Source organism: Nonomuraea sp. JJY05 (assembly GCF_043496855.1).
Lineage (GTDB): Bacteria > Actinomycetota > Actinomycetes > Streptosporangiales > Streptosporangiaceae > Nonomuraea.
Window position 1 is genome coordinate 90,771 of the sequence record NZ_JBIEIS010000019.1, and the last position, 17,046, is coordinate 107,816.

General features: G+C 71.6%; 17 protein-coding genes. 5 read left to right on the top strand and 12 right to left on the bottom strand.

Going from position 1 to position 17,046, the window contains the following annotated elements; all coding sequences use genetic code 11:
- Positions 1 to 58 precede the first annotated feature (58 nt).
- Complete coding sequence (locus tag ACFKCF_RS29140) at positions 59 to 1,195, top strand: Mrp/NBP35 family ATP-binding protein (protein WP_394498452.1); 1,137 nt, start codon at positions 59 to 61, stop codon at positions 1,193 to 1,195.
- A 428-nt stretch (positions 1,196 to 1,623) separates the two neighbouring features.
- On the opposite strand, the gene ACFKCF_RS29145 is transcribed toward ACFKCF_RS29140, so the two are convergent.
- The 4 genes from ACFKCF_RS29145 to sigE all read right to left on the bottom strand — a co-directional run bounded on the left by ACFKCF_RS29145 (position 1,624) and on the right by sigE (position 5,460).
- A complete protein-coding gene (locus tag ACFKCF_RS29145; RefSeq protein ID WP_394498453.1) occupies positions 1,624 to 1,992 on the bottom strand; it encodes a sec-independent translocase in 369 nt (122 codons plus the stop codon).
- A gap of 404 nt (positions 1,993 to 2,396) precedes the next feature.
- On the bottom strand, positions 2,397 to 4,124 hold the full coding sequence (locus ACFKCF_RS29150) for a trypsin-like peptidase domain-containing protein (protein ID WP_394498454.1): 1,728 nt from the start codon (positions 4,122 to 4,124) through the stop codon (positions 2,397 to 2,399).
- Between the two features lie 179 nt (positions 4,125 to 4,303).
- Positions 4,304 to 4,828, bottom strand: coding sequence for an anti-sigma factor family protein (locus ACFKCF_RS29155; RefSeq protein WP_394498455.1), 525 nt, complete (start codon positions 4,826 to 4,828; stop codon positions 4,304 to 4,306).
- Complete coding sequence (gene sigE / locus ACFKCF_RS29160) at positions 4,828 to 5,460, bottom strand: RNA polymerase sigma factor SigE (RefSeq protein WP_192787922.1); 633 nt, start codon at positions 5,458 to 5,460, stop codon at positions 4,828 to 4,830. The genes ACFKCF_RS29155 and sigE overlap by 1 nt, the downstream gene beginning before the upstream one ends.
- A gap of 173 nt (positions 5,461 to 5,633) precedes the next feature.
- Between sigE and ACFKCF_RS29165 the strand changes: the two genes are divergently transcribed.
- Positions 5,634 to 6,272, top strand: coding sequence for an O-methyltransferase (locus tag ACFKCF_RS29165; RefSeq protein WP_394498456.1), 639 nt, complete (start codon positions 5,634 to 5,636; stop codon positions 6,270 to 6,272).
- Between the two features lie 138 nt (positions 6,273 to 6,410).
- On the opposite strand, the gene ACFKCF_RS29170 is transcribed toward ACFKCF_RS29165, so the two are convergent.
- Both ACFKCF_RS29170 and ACFKCF_RS29175 read right to left on the bottom strand, forming a co-directional pair.
- Positions 6,411 to 7,814 carry a leucyl aminopeptidase gene (locus ACFKCF_RS29170; RefSeq protein ID WP_394498457.1) on the bottom strand — a complete coding sequence of 468 codons (1,404 nt, stop codon included), beginning with the start codon at positions 7,812 to 7,814 and terminating at the stop codon, positions 6,411 to 6,413.
- Positions 7,815 to 7,892: 78 nt separating this feature from the next.
- A complete protein-coding gene (locus ACFKCF_RS29175; RefSeq protein ID WP_020545024.1) occupies positions 7,893 to 8,060 on the bottom strand; it encodes a DUF3117 domain-containing protein in 168 nt (55 codons plus the stop codon).
- Between the two features lie 159 nt (positions 8,061 to 8,219).
- Between ACFKCF_RS29175 and ACFKCF_RS29180 the strand changes: the two genes are divergently transcribed.
- The 3 genes from ACFKCF_RS29180 (at position 8,220) to ACFKCF_RS29190 (ending at position 12,171) form a co-directional block, all read left to right on the top strand.
- Positions 8,220 to 9,017: a PaaX family transcriptional regulator C-terminal domain-containing protein gene (locus ACFKCF_RS29180; protein ID WP_394498458.1), complete on the top strand. Its 798-nt coding sequence runs from the start codon at positions 8,220 to 8,222 to the stop codon at positions 9,015 to 9,017.
- Positions 9,014 to 9,790, top strand: a complete 777-nt coding sequence (locus ACFKCF_RS29185) for an enoyl-CoA hydratase-related protein (protein ID WP_394498459.1) — start codon at positions 9,014 to 9,016, stop codon at positions 9,788 to 9,790. Before ACFKCF_RS29180 ends, ACFKCF_RS29185 begins: the two co-directional genes overlap by 4 nt.
- Before the next feature lie 62 nt (positions 9,791 to 9,852).
- The gene (locus ACFKCF_RS29190) at positions 9,853 to 12,171 is read left to right on the top strand and encodes a polysaccharide lyase 8 family protein (protein WP_394498460.1); all 2,319 of its coding nucleotides are present in this window, start codon (positions 9,853 to 9,855) and stop codon (positions 12,169 to 12,171) included.
- Here ACFKCF_RS29190 and ACFKCF_RS29195 read toward each other — a convergent pair.
- From ACFKCF_RS29195 to ACFKCF_RS29220, 6 genes are all read right to left on the bottom strand, one after another.
- Entirely contained in the window at positions 12,131 to 12,652 is a 522-nt protein-coding gene (locus tag ACFKCF_RS29195; RefSeq protein WP_394498555.1) for a DNA-3-methyladenine glycosylase I, read from the bottom strand. The two genes, ACFKCF_RS29190 and ACFKCF_RS29195, sit on opposite strands and share 41 nt — an antisense overlap.
- Positions 12,653 to 12,681: 29 nt before the next feature.
- Entirely contained in the window at positions 12,682 to 13,470 is a 789-nt protein-coding gene (locus ACFKCF_RS29200; protein WP_394498461.1) for a hypothetical protein, read from the bottom strand.
- Positions 13,471 to 13,552: 82 nt separating this feature from the next.
- On the bottom strand, positions 13,553 to 14,137 hold the full coding sequence (locus ACFKCF_RS29205) for a TIGR00730 family Rossman fold protein (protein ID WP_394498462.1): 585 nt from the start codon (positions 14,135 to 14,137) through the stop codon (positions 13,553 to 13,555).
- A gap of 11 nt (positions 14,138 to 14,148) precedes the next feature.
- A complete protein-coding gene (locus tag ACFKCF_RS29210) occupies positions 14,149 to 14,946 on the bottom strand; it encodes a TIGR00730 family Rossman fold protein (protein WP_394498463.1) in 798 nt (265 codons plus the stop codon).
- Between the two features lie 201 nt (positions 14,947 to 15,147).
- Positions 15,148 to 16,203: a succinyl-diaminopimelate desuccinylase gene (gene dapE, locus ACFKCF_RS29215; protein ID WP_394498464.1), complete on the bottom strand. Its 1,056-nt coding sequence runs from the start codon at positions 16,201 to 16,203 to the stop codon at positions 15,148 to 15,150.
- Positions 16,203 to 17,036 (bottom strand): 2,3,4,5-tetrahydropyridine-2,6-dicarboxylate N-succinyltransferase, encoded by an 834-nt coding sequence (locus ACFKCF_RS29220; protein WP_394498465.1) that lies wholly within the window; start codon positions 17,034 to 17,036, stop codon positions 16,203 to 16,205. The genes dapE and ACFKCF_RS29220 overlap by 1 nt, the downstream gene beginning before the upstream one ends.
- Positions 17,037 to 17,046 lie beyond the last annotated feature (10 nt).

Here is a 17,046-nt window from a genome sequence, read left to right on the forward strand (position 1 = left end):
CGCCTGTCACACATATACCGACAAAGGAGGGACGGCACTCCCTCGTGCCGAGACTTCGATGGCACCTACCCAGGAACTGGTGACGGCAGCTCTCGCCACCGTCATCGACCCCGAGATCCGTCGCCCGATCACGGACCTCGACATGGTCAAGAGCATCGATATCGCTCCCGACGGCGTGGTGCGGGTGGGCATCTTCCTCACCGTGGCGGGCTGTCCGCTGAAGGACACCATCCGCCGCGACGTCACCAACGCCGTCGCCAAGCTCGACGGCGTGGCGGGCGTCCAGATCGAGCTCGATGTCATGAGCACCGAGCAGCGCAAGCAGCTGCAGACCAAGCTGCGCGGCGACCGGGGGCCGGAGAAGGAGATCCCGTTCAACCAGCCGGGCTCGCTGACCCGCGTGTTCGCGGTGGCCAGCGGCAAGGGCGGGGTCGGCAAGTCGTCCGTGACGGTCAACCTGGCCGCCGCGATGGCCTCCAACGGCATGAAGGTCGGCATCGTCGACGCCGACATCTACGGCCACAGCATCCCGCGCATGCTGGGCGCCTCCGAGCGGCCCACCAAGGTCGAAGACATGATCATGCCGCCGGTGGCCCACGACATCAAGGTCATCTCGGTCGGGATGTTCAAGCCGGAGGGCAACACGCCGGTGGTCTGGCGCGGGCCGATGCTCGACCGGGCGCTCCACCAGTTCCTGGCCGACGTCTACTGGGGCGACCTCGACGTACTCCTCCTCGACCTGCCCCCGGGCACGGGCGACATCGCGATCTCGGTGGCGCAGCGGCTGCCCACGGCGGAGATCCTGGTCGTGACGACGCCGCAGATGGCCGCCGCGGAGGTGGCCGAGCGGGCGGGGTCCATCGCCGCTCAGACGCACCAGCAGATCGCCGGCGTCATCGAGAACATGGCCTGGCTGCCGTGCCCCCACTGCGACGAGCGCATCGCCGTGTTCGGGGAGGGCGGCGGCCAGACGGTCGCCGACGCCCTCACCCGCACGCTGGGCTCCCGCGTCCCGCTCCTGGGCCAGGTCCCGATCGACCTCCGGCTCCGCGAGGGCGGCGACGAGGGCAAGCCGCTGGTCCTGACAGAGCCCGACTCCCCGGCGGCGGCCGAGCTCCGCAAGATCGCCTCCGGCCTCAGCAAACGCTCCACCAGCCTCAAGGGCCTCCACCTCGGCCTCTCCCCCAACCGCTAGCTCTCCTTCAGGCGGGCGCCGTGCTCGGCGCCCGCCTGACATACCCATCCGCGCCGCCCTTGGTTTCTGTCCTCGGGTCCTTCACGGCTGCGCGCAGCGGTCAGCGCCCGCGCCGTTTTCGCTTCCCTCCCCGGGGTCCTTTACGGCTACGCACGGCAGGCCCCACCCGCCGACGTGGGTGGCCGACCTTCCAGGGGGACGCTTACCGGCTTCCCCGGCGGGCCACCACTACGGACAGGCGTGATCGGCTGGGTGGTGAATGCGTTGACCGAGGCGCGCCCGAGAGGGCGTGGAGGACCCTCAGGGGGCCATATGAGCGGTTATGGGCACCGGTGGACCCGCGGGGCGGGCGGCGGGCCGTTTGAGCCCGCGTGTGCCGTCCGGGACGCGGCGAGCCGTATGGACGGCCACGGGCCTCATCCGGCCCGTCAGGTCGCCTCTGAGTCGTAAGGGGGAATCTCCCCGTACCCGAGCTCGTCCACCGGCTCGGGCGTGTACGGAGCCGTCGTGGCGGGCTCCAGCTCCCGAGGCCTGTTGTTGTCGTTCCAGTCGTCCTCGAGGTCGTCGAGCAGGTGCTTGCGGACGAAGTTCCTCGGGTTGAGGTCGGCGGGGTCGAAGTTGGCGAACTCCGGGCCCAGCCCGGTACGCAGGTCGTCACGCGCGTTGTTCGCCATCCGGCGCAGGTTGCGCAGCGTCTTGCCTGCCTGGGACGCGGCCTGAGGCAGCTTGTCGGGACCGAAGACGAGCAGCGCGATGACGATCAGCGCTCCGATCTCCATCCACCCGAGTCCGAACACCGTGAGCTCCTACCGCAGTCCAACCCCTCCGAGGACAACCCCGGCCTATCCACAGACTAAGGGCTCCCGGGGGTTGGTCGGTCGTCCCCCCTTGGTCATATCACCGGCATTCCTCACATACACCCCTCCCGCCCAGGTCAACGCGTCTACCACCCAACCGGTCGTACCGTCCGTCACGGCGGCGCGGCGGGGAAGCCGGTAAGCGTCTCCCTGGAAGGTCGGTCACCCACGTCGGCGACTGGTGCCCGCCGTGCGTGGCCGTAGGATCCGAAGGCCGGACACCAAAGACGGCCCGGGTGATGACCACCCGCGCCGCCGTAAAGAACCCAAGGACGGATGCCGAAGGCGGCGCGCCAGGCGCTGCCCCCTGGAATGACCAAAGGGCGGCGCGGGCTGAGGGGTGATCAGGACGGCGTCGGGGTGGGCTCGTCGTCGGCGACGACGGTCAGGCTGGCGGTGCGCTCCTGGCCGGCGCGCTGGTACTTGATGGTGATCTTGGCGCCCGGGGCCTTGCTGCGGATCAGGGCGATCAGCTCGTTCCCGTCCTGCAGGGCCAGCCCGTCGATCTCCAGGATGACGTCGCCCGCCTTCAGCCCGGCCTTGTCCGCCGGTCCGTTGGCGTCCACCGGCTGGCGGCCGCCGCTGGGCGACGACGCGATCTTCACGCCCTGGCCCTTGTAGTCCTTGTCCAGGACGATGCCGATCCTGGGCCGCTTGGCCTTGCCGGTGGTGATCAGTTCCTCGGCCACGCGCCGCGTCTGGTTGACGGGGATCGCGAAGCCCAGGCCGATGCTGCCGCTCTGGCTGTTCACCGAGCGGCCGAGAGTGGCGATGGCCGAGTTCACGCCGACGACCTCGCCCTTGCCGTTCACCAGCGGGCCGCCCGAGTTGCCCGGGTTGATCGCGGCGTCCGTCTGGATGGCGCTGATGTAGGCGGGCTCCTCCGTGCCGGAGCCCGCCTCGTCGCCCGCGATGACCGGGCGGTTGAGCGAGCTGACGATGCCCGTCGTCACCGTGCCCGTGAGGCCCAGCGGGGAGCCGATCGCGATGACCGGGTCGCCGACCACGACCTGGTCGGAGTTGCCGAGGGTGATCTCCGGCGTCCCGAACGTGTCCTCCGGCTTGATCACGGCCAGGTCGGAGCCGGGGTCGCGGCCCACGATCTTGCCTGGCGTGGTCTTGCGGTTGTTGAACATGATCCGGATCTCGCCGCCCTTGGCGGCCAGCGCGACGACGTGGTTGTTGGTCACCACGTAACCGTTCTTGATCAGGAAGCCGGACCCGGACGCGCCCTCGGTGGTGGTGCCGGCCTCGATCGAGACCACGCTGGGCAGCACCCGCGCGGCCACGCCCGCCACCGATCCGGGCTCCCGGTTGGTGGCGGCGCCGGTCGGCAGGGGGCCCAGGCTGTAGCCGGGGTCGTTGCCGTCACTCGGCTTGGTCAGCAGGTACGTGCCGACGCTGCCGAGCAGCGAGGCCACCAGGGCGATGGCCACGGCGGTCGAGACGAGCAGGGCCGTGCCCGGCCCGCGCCTGCCCCCAGCGGCGCCCGCGTCCTGGCCGGGAGGCGGTGGCGCCCAGCCCGCGCCCATGGGGAGCGCCTGTCGGGGCGGCGGCGGTGGCGGCGGCGTGTTGCCGCCGGTGGGACCGGACGGGGACGGGTTGCCGAACAGCGGGCTCTCGTAGGCACGCGTGCCGTTGTCCGGCCCGGCGCCGTACGACCCGCTGCCTGTGAACGACGGACCGCTCCCGTAGGAGGGGCCCGTGCTGTAGGAGGGGCCCGTGCTGTCGTAGGAAGGGCTGCCGAACGCGGCGCCGCCGTCGTAGGAGGAGGCTCCGAACGACGGGCCGCTGCCCTCGTGACCGTACGAGGGGCTCTCGTAGGAGGTCGGGGAGCCGAACGAGGGGCTGGTGAAGGTGGGAGCGCCGGAAGCCGGGCCACCGTACGGGGGGACCCCCGGAGAGGGGCGACCCGAGGGGTCGCCCCAAGAGGTGCCGAAAGAGGCGGGCGGCTCAGGCAGCCGGCCGGCCTGGTCGGGCGAGTCGTCCGCGGGCAGGAAGTCCGGCCGCCCCTGTGGTTCGGGGTAGTCCGACGGCGTGCGTCCTTCGGTGGGGCGCGTCTCGTCGGTCATCTAAGTCTCACCACTCCTTGGCTCGGCCACCGCAATCCTCGCTCTTGCGGCATACGAGGGTCATAAAGCATTTGTCAGGAATCGCTTGTGACAAATCCCGAACCCAGATCGTATGCCCAGCGCGCTGCCGAGTACGCCAAGTCCAAGTCTCCCAGGCATAGCCGGAGGTCAACCCGAGGTCAAGGAGTGGCTGTCGAGGACGCGCCCGCCGGCGAGGTACGCGGCTGCTGGAACAGCTCCACCGGCGGCGCCGGGTTGTTCTGCCCGACGCCGGTGGCCGCGAAGAACGTGCCGAGCGCGACGGCCGCGGACACCACCCCTACGGCCACGTAGGCCGAACGCCGCCTACCGCCGCGACCAGGGCCCGAGGCCCCACCAGTGGCGTCCCTCCGCGGGCGGTTGTCCAGCGGAGCGATGGTGTGCGGCCCAGGGATGGGCACCCCGCCGAACGTGCGGGACGGAAAAGGGCGCTCCCTCGGAGGCAGCGGGCCGCCCGGCTCCGCCATCCGGAGCAGGGACATCGTCAGGTCGGCCGGCATGGCCGGCCCGTCCAGGGAGCGCAGGCGCGTCTTCAGCGCCCGCATCGACTCGACCTCTTGCCGGCAGTCGGCGCAGAAGGTCAGATGAGCCAGCGCGCGCTCGCGTTCGGTGTGGTTGAGCTCGCCGTCCACGAGCGCGGAAACGCGTTCTCCAAGATGAGCCATCAGAATTCCTCCCCACGGATCACGGTCGGGGGGAGTTGAGAATTACGGGGGGCTCGATGATCGAGTGCCTCCCGCAACTGCGCCCGGCCACGGTGAATACGGCTTCGGACCGTACCCAGCTTGACGCCGAGCGTGGCCGCGATCTCCTCGTAAGAAAGGCCCTCGATGTCACACAGCACGATCGCGGCCCGGAACTCGGGGGCGAGCGCGTCGAGGGCGGCCTGGATGTCGGGCTCCAGGTGGGCGTCGTCGAACGCCTGCGCCGGGGACGGCTCACGGCCGCGCAGCCGCTCGGCGGCGTCGTCGGCCAGCCCCTCGAACCTGATGCGCTGCTTGCGGCGCGCCATGTCGAGGAACAGGTTCGTCGTGATCCGGTGCAGCCACCCCTCGAACGTGCCGGGGGTGTAGCTCGACAGCGACCTGAAGACGCGGACGAAGACCTCCTGGGTGAGGTCTTCCGCGTCGTGGACATTGCCGGTCAGCCGGTATGCCAGCCGATACACGCGTGCGGAGTGAGTCCGCACCACTTCCTCCCATGTGGGAGGTGTCCAGTCAGACGACACGGGAGTATCCGCCTGGTGGTCGCTTTCGTCCACCAGAACTCCTCTCTTTGGGACCACCGCTACCGCCATAGTGCCTGGTTTCGTCCCTTCGTGCGCACTGCCTGCCTTCCGGACCGGCAAAGCCCGTTTAAACCTGCAACGCCTTAGGTCCCTCCTGAGTTCCCGTCCTGGCGTGTCTCCCCTAGGCTGCGATCGGTGCCAATCTCGTGGACCAATCGCACGAAAGTGGGGGGAGGCGGCCGATGACCAACCCGGTGGAGGCCACTCTGGCCTATGCGGAGCAGTTCCATCAGGAAGATGAGCTCCTGCACACGGCGCGACAGCGCGGGCTGGAGATGGGGGCCACACCCATCCTTCCCGGCGGCGGGGCGGCACTGTGCTTCCTCGCCACCGCCGTCAACGCCAAGTCGGTCGTAGAGATCGGCACGGGCTGCGGTGTCTCGGGCCTGTGGCTGCTGCGCGGCATGCGTACGGACGGGACGCTCACGAGCGTGGACGTCGAGCCCGAGCACCAGCGGCTGGCCAGGCAGGCATTCGCGGAGGCGGGCTTCTCCGGCGGGCGGGTGCGGCTCATCTCGGGCCGGGCGCTCGACGTGCTGCCGCGGCTGTCGGACGGCGGCTACGACATGGTGTTCGCCGACGGCGCGAAGCACGAGTACGCCGACTACCTCGCCGAGGCGGTCCGCCTGCTGCGCGTGGGCGGCATCGTGGCCTTCGGCAACATGCTGTGGCACAACCGGGTGGCCGACCCCGCGCAACGCGACACCGACACGGTGGCGCTGCGCGAGGTGGGCAAGCTGGTGCAGTCGGACGACCGCCTGCGCTCGGTGCTCATGCCGCTGGGCGACGGCCTGCTGGCCGCCATCAAGATCGCCGACTAGCCGCCGTCGGGCCGGCCCGCCGGAGCGCCGCCCGCCCGAGCCGCCCGGGACCCACCCGAGCCGGCCAGGCCCGGTCAGCCGGCCGGTCGCGGGAGAGCGGGCCGGGCCCGATGAGTCGGCCGGTCGCGGGAGAGCGGGTCAGGCGCGGGTGAGCCACTCCAGCAGGAGGCGGACGCCGAATCCCGTGGCGCCCTTGGTCAGGGTGCCCTCGTCGACCGTGCTGCGCCCGACGCCGGCGATGTCGAGGTGCGCCCACGGCCGCCGCCCCGCGAACTCCCGCAGGAACAGCGCCGCCGTGATCGACCCGGCCCCGAACCTGGATCCGGCCTCGACGTTGGCCAGGTCGGCGATCGACGACTCCAGCGCGGGCGCGTAGTCCTCGATCAGCGGCATCCGCCACAGCCGGTCGTCGCTCTCCTGGCCGGCGTCCAGGAGGCGCTTGGCCAGCGCGTCGTCGGAGGCGTAGACGGCGCCGACGTTGCGGCCGAGCGCCACCGTGATCGCCCCGGTGAGGGTGGCGATGTCCACGATCTCGTCGGGGTCGAGGACGGCGTCGGCGTAGGCGAGTGCGTCGGCCAGCACCAGGCGGCCCTCGGCGTCGGTGTTGAGCACCTCGACCGTGCGCCCGCCGTAATGCTTGATCACGTCGCTGGGCCGCTGCGCCGTGCCCGAGGGCATGTTCTCGGCGGCGGCGACCAGCCCGGTCACCCGTACGGGCGCGCCCAGCTCGGCCAGCGCGCCGAGCACGGCGATGACCACCGCGCCGCCCGCCATGTCGGTCTTCTGGGTCTTCATGTTCTCGTTGGGCTTGAGCGACAGCCCGCCCGAGTCGAACGTGATGCCCTTGCCCACCAGCACCACGTGCCGGTCGGTGGGCTCGGCGGGGGTGTAGGAGAGCTGGATGAGCCGGGGCGCGCTGGCCGAGCCCCTGCCGACGGCGAGGATGCCGCCGAACCCGTCGGCCTGCAGCTGCTCCTCGTCCCAGATCCGCGCGGGCACCCCGACCTCGGCGGCCCGCTCGGCCAGCCACGCGGGGTTCTTGACGGAGGAGGGGGTGTTGGCCAGGTCGCGGGCGAGCGCCACCGCCTGCGCCACGACCTGCGCGCGCCGCACCTGCGCCGCGTCCGCGCCCGCGAAGGCCAGCGCCCGCACCGGCTTCTTGCCCCCGTTGCCGATCTTGAACGAGTACGCCGCGAGCAGCGCCGCCTCGGCGAACGCCGCCACGTCGCCCTCGGGCGCGACCACGGTCAGCGTGTCCCTGCCCTTGGCTCTGCGAGTGAGCGCGGCGCCGGCCTTGCGCAGGGCACGCGGCGAGCCGTCGCCCACTCCGTAGAACAGGACGCGGCCGACACCGCCGGCCCGTGCCACGGGAACCTCGACGATCTCCCCCGCCTCCCCCTTGGCCTCGTAGTGGGCCAGCAGGTCGGACACCGGCAGGTGCAGCTCGACCTCGGGGCTGAGGGCGGAGTCAAAGGGGACGGCCAGCAGCTCGGCTCCGTCGGGAACCTGGGCGACCACCGACGCAGTGGTCTCGATGGGCACGGATTCTCTCCTCGAACGTCAGCGACCCTGGCGCCGGATTACGCCAGGGTCGTGGAACAGGTGGTCTTTCGGGAGCTCTCAGCCGACGACGTTCTTCAACGCCTCGCCGAGCGCCTTCGCCTCGTCGGCGGAAATCTCCACGACGAGCCGGCCGCCACCTTCCAGGGGGACCCGCATGACAATGCCGCGCCCTTCCTTGGTGACCTCGAGCGGACCATCGCCGGTCCGCGGCTTCATCGCCGCCATGCGTGCATCCCTTCCTGCCTTGGGCTCCCGCGGCCCGCGATTTCCGACCGCCCGTGGGGGTGGTCGGCGCATTCACGTCTTCTGTGATGTCCTATTCTCCCGCATCGAGAGCGCTCATGGGTAACGATCTCCTCCCAGAATGCGTTGTCGTGCCGTGCGATGACGTCCAAACTGGACTTCGTGCACGCTCGCGCCGCTCTGTTCGATCTCTATGGAGACCACCTGCGCTCGCGCGGTGGACAGGCGTCCGTCGCCTCGCTCGTAAGGCTCATGAAACCCCTGGAAATAGCCCCTCCCGCCGTCCGCACCGCAGTGTCGCGAATGGTGCGGCAGGGGTGGCTGCGGCCGGCGAAACTCCCGCAGGGAGCCGGCTACGGACTGACGCCGAAATGCGTCAGGCGCCTGGACGAGGCCGCGCTCAGAATTTACCGAGCCGGGACGCTGACCTGGCACGGCCGGTGGCACCTGATCGTCTTCACGCCGGTGAAGGAGCGGCCGCGCAGGGAGCGGCTCAGGGCCGACCTCGCGTTCCTCGGATACGCGGCCTTGTCGGAGACGACGTGGATCGGTCCACGATCATCGATCGAGCTGGACAACCTGCTCGACAGCGAGGGGGTGCGGGCCGACAGGTTCGACTCGGCGCTGGAGGGCGACCCGCGGGAGCTGGTGGCCAGGGCCTGGGATCTGACCGCCATCGGCGAGGCGTACGAGCACTGGCTCGCCGAGGCTGTCACGCTGATCAGCACGCTGCCCGAGGGAGCACCGGCCGACCAGGTGTTCGCCACCAGGAGCAGGCTCGTGCACGGCTGGCGCAACTTCCTGTTCCGCGACCCGGGCCTGCCGCCCGAGCTGCTGCCCGCGGGCTGGCCGGGCGAGAAGGCCAGGGCGTACTTCGAGCAGGAGGCCGCCCGGCTGCTGCCCGCGGCCGCCGCGTTCGTCGAGAGGGAGTTACTTTGATCCGCTATGACGTGGCCGACACGGTCGCCACCATCACGCTCGACCGCCCCGACGCCATGAACTCGCTGACCGCCGAGACCAAGGCCGCGCTCCTCGACGCGCTGCGCCGCGCGGCGGGCGACCCCGCGATCAGGGCCGTGCTGCTGACCGGCTCGGGGCGGGCCTTCTGCGCGGGCCAGGACCTGCGCGAGCACGCCGACAACCTGGAGGCGGGCCGCGGCCTGGCCGACACGGTCCGCGTCCACTACAACCCGATCGTGGAGCTGATCACCACCATGGCCAAGCCGGTGGTGGCCGCGGTCAACGGCGTCGCCGCGGGCGCGGGCGCGTCCCTGGCCTTCGCCTGCGACCTGCGGGTGGCCTCGGAGAAGGCGAAGTTCGCGCTGGCGTTCGCCGGCATCGGCCTGGTGCCCGACTCGGGCGCCTCGTGGACGCTGCAGCGCCTGGTCGGCCAGGGCCGCGCGGCCGAGTTGCTGCTGCTCGGCGAGCCGCTCGACGCGGCCCGCGCGCTGGAGCTGGGCCTGGTCACGCGCGTGGTGCCCGCCGACGACCTGCTGAAGACCGCCCACGAGCTGGCCGTACGCCTCGCGCACGGCCCGACCCTCGCCTATGCCGCCACCAAGCGGGCGCTGGCCTACGCCGCGACCCACTCGCTGCCCGACTCGCTCGCCATGGAGGCCGACCTCCAGGACGAATGCGCCGCCACCCTGGATCACCTGAACGCCACCCGCGCCTTCCTCGCCAAGGAACGCCCGACGTTCCGCGCCGAGTGACGCCGGCACAGGACGACGCTCTGCGCCGAGTGACGCCGGCACACGACGACGCTCTGCGCCGAGTGACGCCGGCACACGACGACGTTCCGCGGCGAGCGACGCCGGCACAGGACCCGGCCGCGCAGGAGGGCGCCGCCGGCGGAAGCCTGCCCCCAGCCGCCGCGTTCGACGTTCTCCGGGCGAGCGCACTCGGCCTGCTCACCGGCGGCGGGATCGACGTGTCCGATCCGGTCTACGCCGGGCCGCTGGCCAGGCTGAGCGGGACCGCCGGAGACCTGCTGGCCTCGATGGCGCCCGGATCGCTCTGGCCGGACCTGCCGCCGGCCGGCCACCCCGGCAACGTCACGGGCAGCTACGGCCGCCTCCGGCGGATCGCCACGGCGTGGGCCACGCCGGGCACCGCCCAGCACGGCGACGACGCCGTCGCGGCACGGGTGGTGGACGCGCTCGACGTGCTCCACGAGCGGCACTACAACGAGCGGCTGCCCGAGACGGGCAACTGGTGGTTCTGGGAGATCGGCACGCCCGCGCACCTGAGCCGGTTGTGCGTGCTGCTCGGGGACCGGCTCGGCGCCGCCAGGCTGGACGCCTACCTGGCGGTCGTCGACCGGTTCTGCCCGGACGCCGACCACCGGACCGGCAACCCGCAGGCGGGCGAGAGCGGCGCCAACCGGGCCGACAAGGCCTCCATCGTCGCCTTCCGCGGCATCGCGGGGCGCAGCGCCGACAAGCTGGCGCTGGCCCGCGACGGCCTGTCGGACGTGCGCGACGGCGGGCTCAGGAGCGTGTTCCGCCATGTCGAGTCCGGCGACGGCTTCTACCGCGACGGGTCGTTCATCCAGCACGAGTGCGTCGCGTACACCGGCTCCTACGGCCTGTCGCTGATCGTCGCGGTCGCCGAGGCGCTCGCGCTCCTCGGCGGATCCCCGTGGCAGGTCCGCGATCCGGGCCTGCCCGTGCTCCTGGCCGCGGTCGAGCGGTCGTACGCGCCGTTCGTCCACGACGGGCTGCTGATGGACACGGTCAGGGGGCGGGCGGCCACGCGGCAGGCGTTCTCCGACGCCGTGGCCGGCCACGGCCTGATCGGCGCCGTCCTGCTGCTGGCCCGGAGCGCGCCCGAGCCGTACTCCGGCCGGTTCGAGGAGCTGGCCAAGGGGTGGATCGAGCGCGGCAGGGCCCGCCCCTACCTGGAGCACGCGGACGTGCCGGAGACCCGGCGGGCGGTCGCGGTGCTGCGCGACGAGAGCGTCGAGGCCGCGCCCGGGGCCGTCGGGCACTTCGTGTTCCCCTCGATGGACCGGGTCGTGCACCGGCGACCCACCTGGTCGTTCGCGCTCAGCCTCTCGTCGCGCCGGATCGCCGCGTACGAGGCGATCAACCGGGAGAACCTGCACGGCTGGTACACCGGCGACGGCATGACCTACCTCTACACGAGCGACCTGGGCCAGTTCGGCGAGGACTTCTGGCCGACGGTGGACCCGTACCGGCTGCCCGGGACCACCGTCGACGACCGCGAGCGCGCGGACCTCTCCTTCCGCGCCCACTGCCCGCCCGGCGCGTGGGCCGGCGGCGCGGTGCTCGACGGCCGGTACGGGGCCGCCGTCATGGAGCTGACGAGCGAGGGCGCGAGCCTGCGGGCGCGCAAGTCGTGGTTCTTCCTCGACTCGGCCGTGGTGGCGCTCGGCAGCGGCATCACCGGCTCCGACGGGCGCGGGGTCGTGACCGTGGTGGAGAACCGGGCCACGGAGGCGCTGCCGCACGTCGGCGACGGCTGGGCGCACCTGCCCGGGGTCGCCGGCTACGTGCTGGACGGCGCTCAGTGCGCCGTGGAGACGCGTACGGGCAGGTGGCGCGACATCAACGCGGGCGACGACACCGGCGGCGCGGTCGAGCCCGTCACGCGGCGCTACGCGAGCCTGTGGATCGACCACGGCGTCGACCCCGTGAACGCCTCCTACGCGTACACGGTGCTGCCGGGCGCGGCGCGCGAGTGGACGCGCAGGTACCGGGCGCGGCGTCCCGTGCGGGTGGCCGCCAACACCGGCGAGCTGCAGGCCGTGCGGGCGCGGGGGCTGCTCGCGGCCGTGTTCTGGACGGCCGGGACCGTCGGGGGGATCACGGCCGACGCGCCGTGCGTGGTGATCGTGCGGCGCGCCGGCGGGCGGGTGGCCGTGGCGGTGGCCGACCCGAGCCGGACGGTGGACGCCGTGACGATCGGGTTCGGCCAACCGCTGGGCGGGCTCGTCAGGGCCGACGACACCGTCACGGCGCGGAACGGGGGGACGGCCGCCGTGACCGTCGAGCTCGGCGGGTCACTCGGCGCGACCCACACCTTCGAGCTCAGCGCGAACGGGCCACGCAGCCCTCGATGTGGTCGTTGACCAGGCCGATGGCCTGCATCAACGCGTAGGCCGTGGTCGGCCCCACGAACCTGAAGCCGTGCTTCTTCAGCTCCTTGGCCATCGCCTTGGAGCCGGGCGTGACGGCGGGCACGTCGGCCATGCTCCTCGGCACGGGCGCGTCGGGGTCGGCGTAGCGCCACACCAGCTCCGACAGGCCCTCGGAGAGGTCCATGGCGGCCCTGGCGTTGCCGATCACGGCCTCGATCTTGGCCCGGTTGCGCACGATGCCCTCGTCGCCGAGCAGGCGCTCCACGTCCTGCTCGGTGTACGCGGCCACCTTGACGATCGAGAACCGGTCGAAGGCCGCGCGGAAGTTCTCCCGCTTGCGCAGGATCGTCAGCCACGACAGGCCCGATTGGAACGCCTCCAGGGCCACGCGCTCGAAGACCGCGTCGTCGCCTCTGAGCGGGCGGCCCCACTCGTCGTCGTGGTAGGCGATGTAGGCCGGGTTGCCCGCCATGCCCGTCCAGGAGCACCGGATCTGCTCGGTCACGGGCGCCCGTCCCCGTCCTTGCCCTGCGCCGCCCGCGTGGTCTCCGCGTCGTGCACGGGCTCGGCGACCTCGTGGTCGCCCTCGGCGGTTTCGACGGTCTCGTCGGGGTTCTCGTCCGGCTTCTCGTCGGACTGCTCGGCAGCGGCGGCTTCCTCGGCCGCTGCGGCGCCGGTCTCAGGAATTTCGGCCTCGGAGATCTCCGCGGCGGCGGGCTCGGCCGCGTCCGCCGCGGCCCTCTGGTCCGGGTCCGGCTGCTCGTCCGATGCGGCCTCGGGGGCCGGCTCGCCGTCGCCCGGCGGGATCCGCCACTCCGGGTCCTCCGGCGCGCGCCGCAGCTCCGGCGTCTCGTCCCAGGACACGGTGGCGCCGCTCACCTCCACGGGATCGCCGGACTCCGGCAGCTCCCGCGCCACCGCCGGCGCCTCGGGCGCGTGGTCGGTACGCAGCCCCACCCCTGGCGAGGCGTAGATCTCCTGGCGCGCGTGCAACCGGCTCGACAGCAGCTCGGAGACCCGCTGCTCCAGCACCGCGATCCGCGTGTCACGCGCGCTGATCGCGTTGGCGGCCCTGCGCAGGGTCTCGTCGACGCTCGCCGTGTGGTAACCGACCAGATTGACCGGCAGTTGGAGCGCCATGAAGTCGACCGCCGTCAGCTGTCCGGGCTCGGGCAGGTCGAGAGGCGGCACATCCGGCGGGAACTCGGTCAGCTCACCGCCCCTACCGAGGGAGACCAAGACCACACAGGCCAAGATGGCGATGGCGGCGATGGCGAGAATGACCAGCACATTGGCATCGTACTCATACCATCGGGGCATGAGGTCCCGCACTTGCCGCAGCCTGTGCGTCTCCGGGCGGTGAGCGGGCTGGTCAGCCGGTCGCCTCGCCGAGTTCGGCGACGCTGGGCCTGACGGGTTGCGTCCGGGCCTCCAGCCGGGCGAACGCCTCCTCCACCGTGGAGGTCCACGAGATCGCGTCGAAGACGGCGGGCCGGGTGAAGCCCTCGTCGTACAGGTGGTTCATGAGCTCCTTGAGCGGGTCGTACAGACCCCAGGGGTCGAGGATCACCAGGGGACGGTCGTGGATGCCGAGCACCCGCGCGGTCCAGATCTCGAACAGCTCCTCAAGCGTGCCGATGCCGCCGGGCAGCACGAGGAACGCGTCCGAGCGGGCGTCCATGATCCCCTTGCGCTCGCGCATGTCGGTGGTGACGATCAGCTCGTCCGACTCCTCGTCCGCGACCTCGATGTCCACCAGCACCTGCGGGATCACGCCGATCGTACGGCCGCCGCCCGCGCGGACGGCCGAGCCGACCGCGCCCATGCAGGAGACCGTGGCGCCGCCGCTCACCAGGGTGTGGCCCCGTTTGGCGAGCTCGGCGCCCACGTTTCCGGCCAGGTCGATGTACTTCTTGTCGATGTTCAGGCTGGAGGCGCAATAGACGCAGATATTCACATTCAGGAAGCCTATTGGGGCTCGGCGTACTGGGCCGCGGCGGCCTCCAGCTCCTCTTCGCGCTGCTTGGAGCGGGCCAGGTCGGAGTCCACGATGATGCGCACGGCCTCGTCCACGTCGTCGGTGACGGTGATCAGGTCGAGGTCCTGGGGGGCGATCTTGCCGGTGCCGAGCAGGGTGCCCTTGACCCACTCGAGCAGCCCGCCCCAGAACTCCGAGCCCATCAGGACCACGGGGAAGGAGGTCACCTTTCGGGTCTGCACCAGCGTCAGCGCCTCGAACAGCTCGTCCAGCGTGCCGAAGCCGCCGGGCAGGGCGATGAAGCCGCACGAGTACTTGACGAACATCGTCTTGCGCACGAAGAAGTAGCGGAACTCGATGCCGAGGTCGACATAGTCGTTCATGCGCTGCTCGAACGGGAGCTCGATGCCGAGCCCGACCGACATCGCGCCGTCCACCTCGCTCGCGCCCCGGTTGGCGGCCTCCATGACGCCCGGGCCGCCGCCGGTGATCACCGCGTAGCCCGCCTCGGCCAGCGCCTGGCCAAGCGCGCGGCCCTGCTGGTAGTCGGGCGTCCCGTCGGCGGTGCGGGCGGAGCCGAAGACCGTGACCGCCGGCGGCAGCTCGGCGAGCTGGCCGAACCCCTCCACGAACTCGGCCTGGATCCGCAGCACCCGCCACGGGTCCATGTGGACCCAGTCGGACGGCCCCTGGCGGGCGAGCAGGCGCTGGTCGTGCGTGGAGCTGGGCACCAGGCGGCCGCGTACGACCGCCTGGCCCTGACGGCGTTCAGGACGTGACTGTTCCATGGTGGTCACGCTAGCCCTCTTCGGGCGAGATGGGCGTCCTGAGCGCGAACAGCGCAGGTCAGACCGGTGAACCCAGGTCCTAAAAAATCTTCGGAAAACCAGGGAACCGGATTTCGACCCCCTTGCGTCTAACTGCACGAGGGTGCTGCTCGGGACTGAAAGTGGTCTTCCCCGCCAAATGGCCGGCGAGGAAGGCCACTTTCATGTTGTGAGCCAGTCGAGCATGGCCCGCTCGCTCTCGACGATCTTCGACAGTGACACGTACTCGCCCTGCTGGTGCGCCAGGTTCGGATCCCCGGGACCGTAGTTCACGGCGGGCACCCCCAGCGCGGAGAAGCGGGCGACGTCCGTCCAGCCCAGCTTGGCGCGCGGCGTGCCGCCGACGGCCGCGGCGAAGGCCGCCGCCACCGGATGCGTCAGCCCCGGCCTGGCCCCGGGCGCGGCGTCGACGAAGCTCACCTCGAACCCGTCGAAGACCTCGCGTACGTGCTCCTGCGCCTGCTCGATGGTCAGATCGGGCGCGAACCGGTAGTTGACCGACACCACGCACAGGTCGGGGATGACGTTGCCCGCGACCCCGCCCCGGACGCCGACCGCGTTCAGGCCCTCGTGGTATTCGAGGCCGTCGACCACCGGCAGCCGCGCCTCGTACGCGTTCAGCCTGGCCAGGACCGGCTCGATCCCGTGAATGGCGTTGACCCCGAACCACGACCTGGCGCTGTGGGCCCGCTTGCCCCTGACGGTGACCTCGGCGCGCAGCGTGCCCTGGCAGCCGCCCTCGATCGCGCCGTCGGTCGGCTCCATGAGCACCGCGAAGTCGGCCGCCAGCCAGTCGGGGTGGTCCCTGGCCACGCGGTTGAGGCCGTTGCGCTCGGCCTCGACCTCCTCGCAGTCGTAGAAGACGTACGTGACGTCCTTGTTGGGAGCGGGGACCGTGGCCGCCAGCTTGAGCGCGACCGCCACGCCGGCCTTCATGTCGGACGTGCCGCACCCGTGGAGCAGGTCGCCCTCCACCCGGCTGGGCAGGTTGCCGGCGACGGGGACGGTGTCGAGGTGCCCGGCGATCAGCACCCGCTCGGACCTGCCCAGATCGGTGCGGGCCACGACCGTCTCGCCCGACCTGTCGACCTTCAGGTGCGGCAACGCGGACAGCGCCCGCTCGACCGCGTCGGCCAGCGCCCGCTCATCGCCGCTCACCGACTCGATGTCCACGATCGCCGCGGTCAGGGCGCGTACGTCCTGTGTGAGATCAAGCATCAGGTGTTCACTCCGTGTTCGCGCAGCACGTCGTTGAGCGCCGCCTTGTCGTGTCGCTGACCCGGCTCCAGGCGCTTGAGCACCAGCACGCACGGCAGGCCGAACGTGCCGCCGGGGAACTCCTTCTGCCGGGTGCCGCCGACGGCCACGCACCACGCGGGGATGCGGCCACGGGCCAGCTCCTCTCCGGTCTGCACGTCGATCACCGGGATCGAGCCGGACAGGATCGTGCCTGCTCCGACGACCGCGCCCTCGCCCACGCGGGCGCCTTCGACGATCATCGCCCGGCTGCCGATCAGCGCGCCGTCCCCGACGACGACCGGCACGGCGTTGGGCGGCTCCAGCACGCCGCCGATGCCCGCCCCGCCCGACAGGTGGACGTTCTTGCCGATCTGCGCGCACGAGCCGACGGTGGCCCAGGTGTCCACCATGGTCCCCTCGTCCACGTACGCGCCGATGTTCGTGAACGACGGCATCAGCACCACCCCGGGCGCCAGGTACGAGCCCCAGCGGGCGATCGCGCCGGGCACCACGCGCACGCCGTCGAGCGAGCTCTTGAGCGGGACCCGGTCGTGGTGCTGGAAGTCGCCCACCTGCGAGCGAGCCATGCCGAGCACCTTGAAGCTGAGCAGGATGGCCCGTTTGGCGCGTTCGTCCACGACCACCTCGCCACCCTCCAGGCGCGCGGCCCTGGCCTCGCCCCTGTCGAGCAGGTCGACGGCGCCGACGATCAGTCGGCGCGCCTCGGCGTCGGCCGGCGACAGCTCCGCCCGGCGCTCCCACAACTCGTCCACCACCGGGGAAATCGGCGAGGTGGTGCTCACGTCACTCATGGCCACGGAG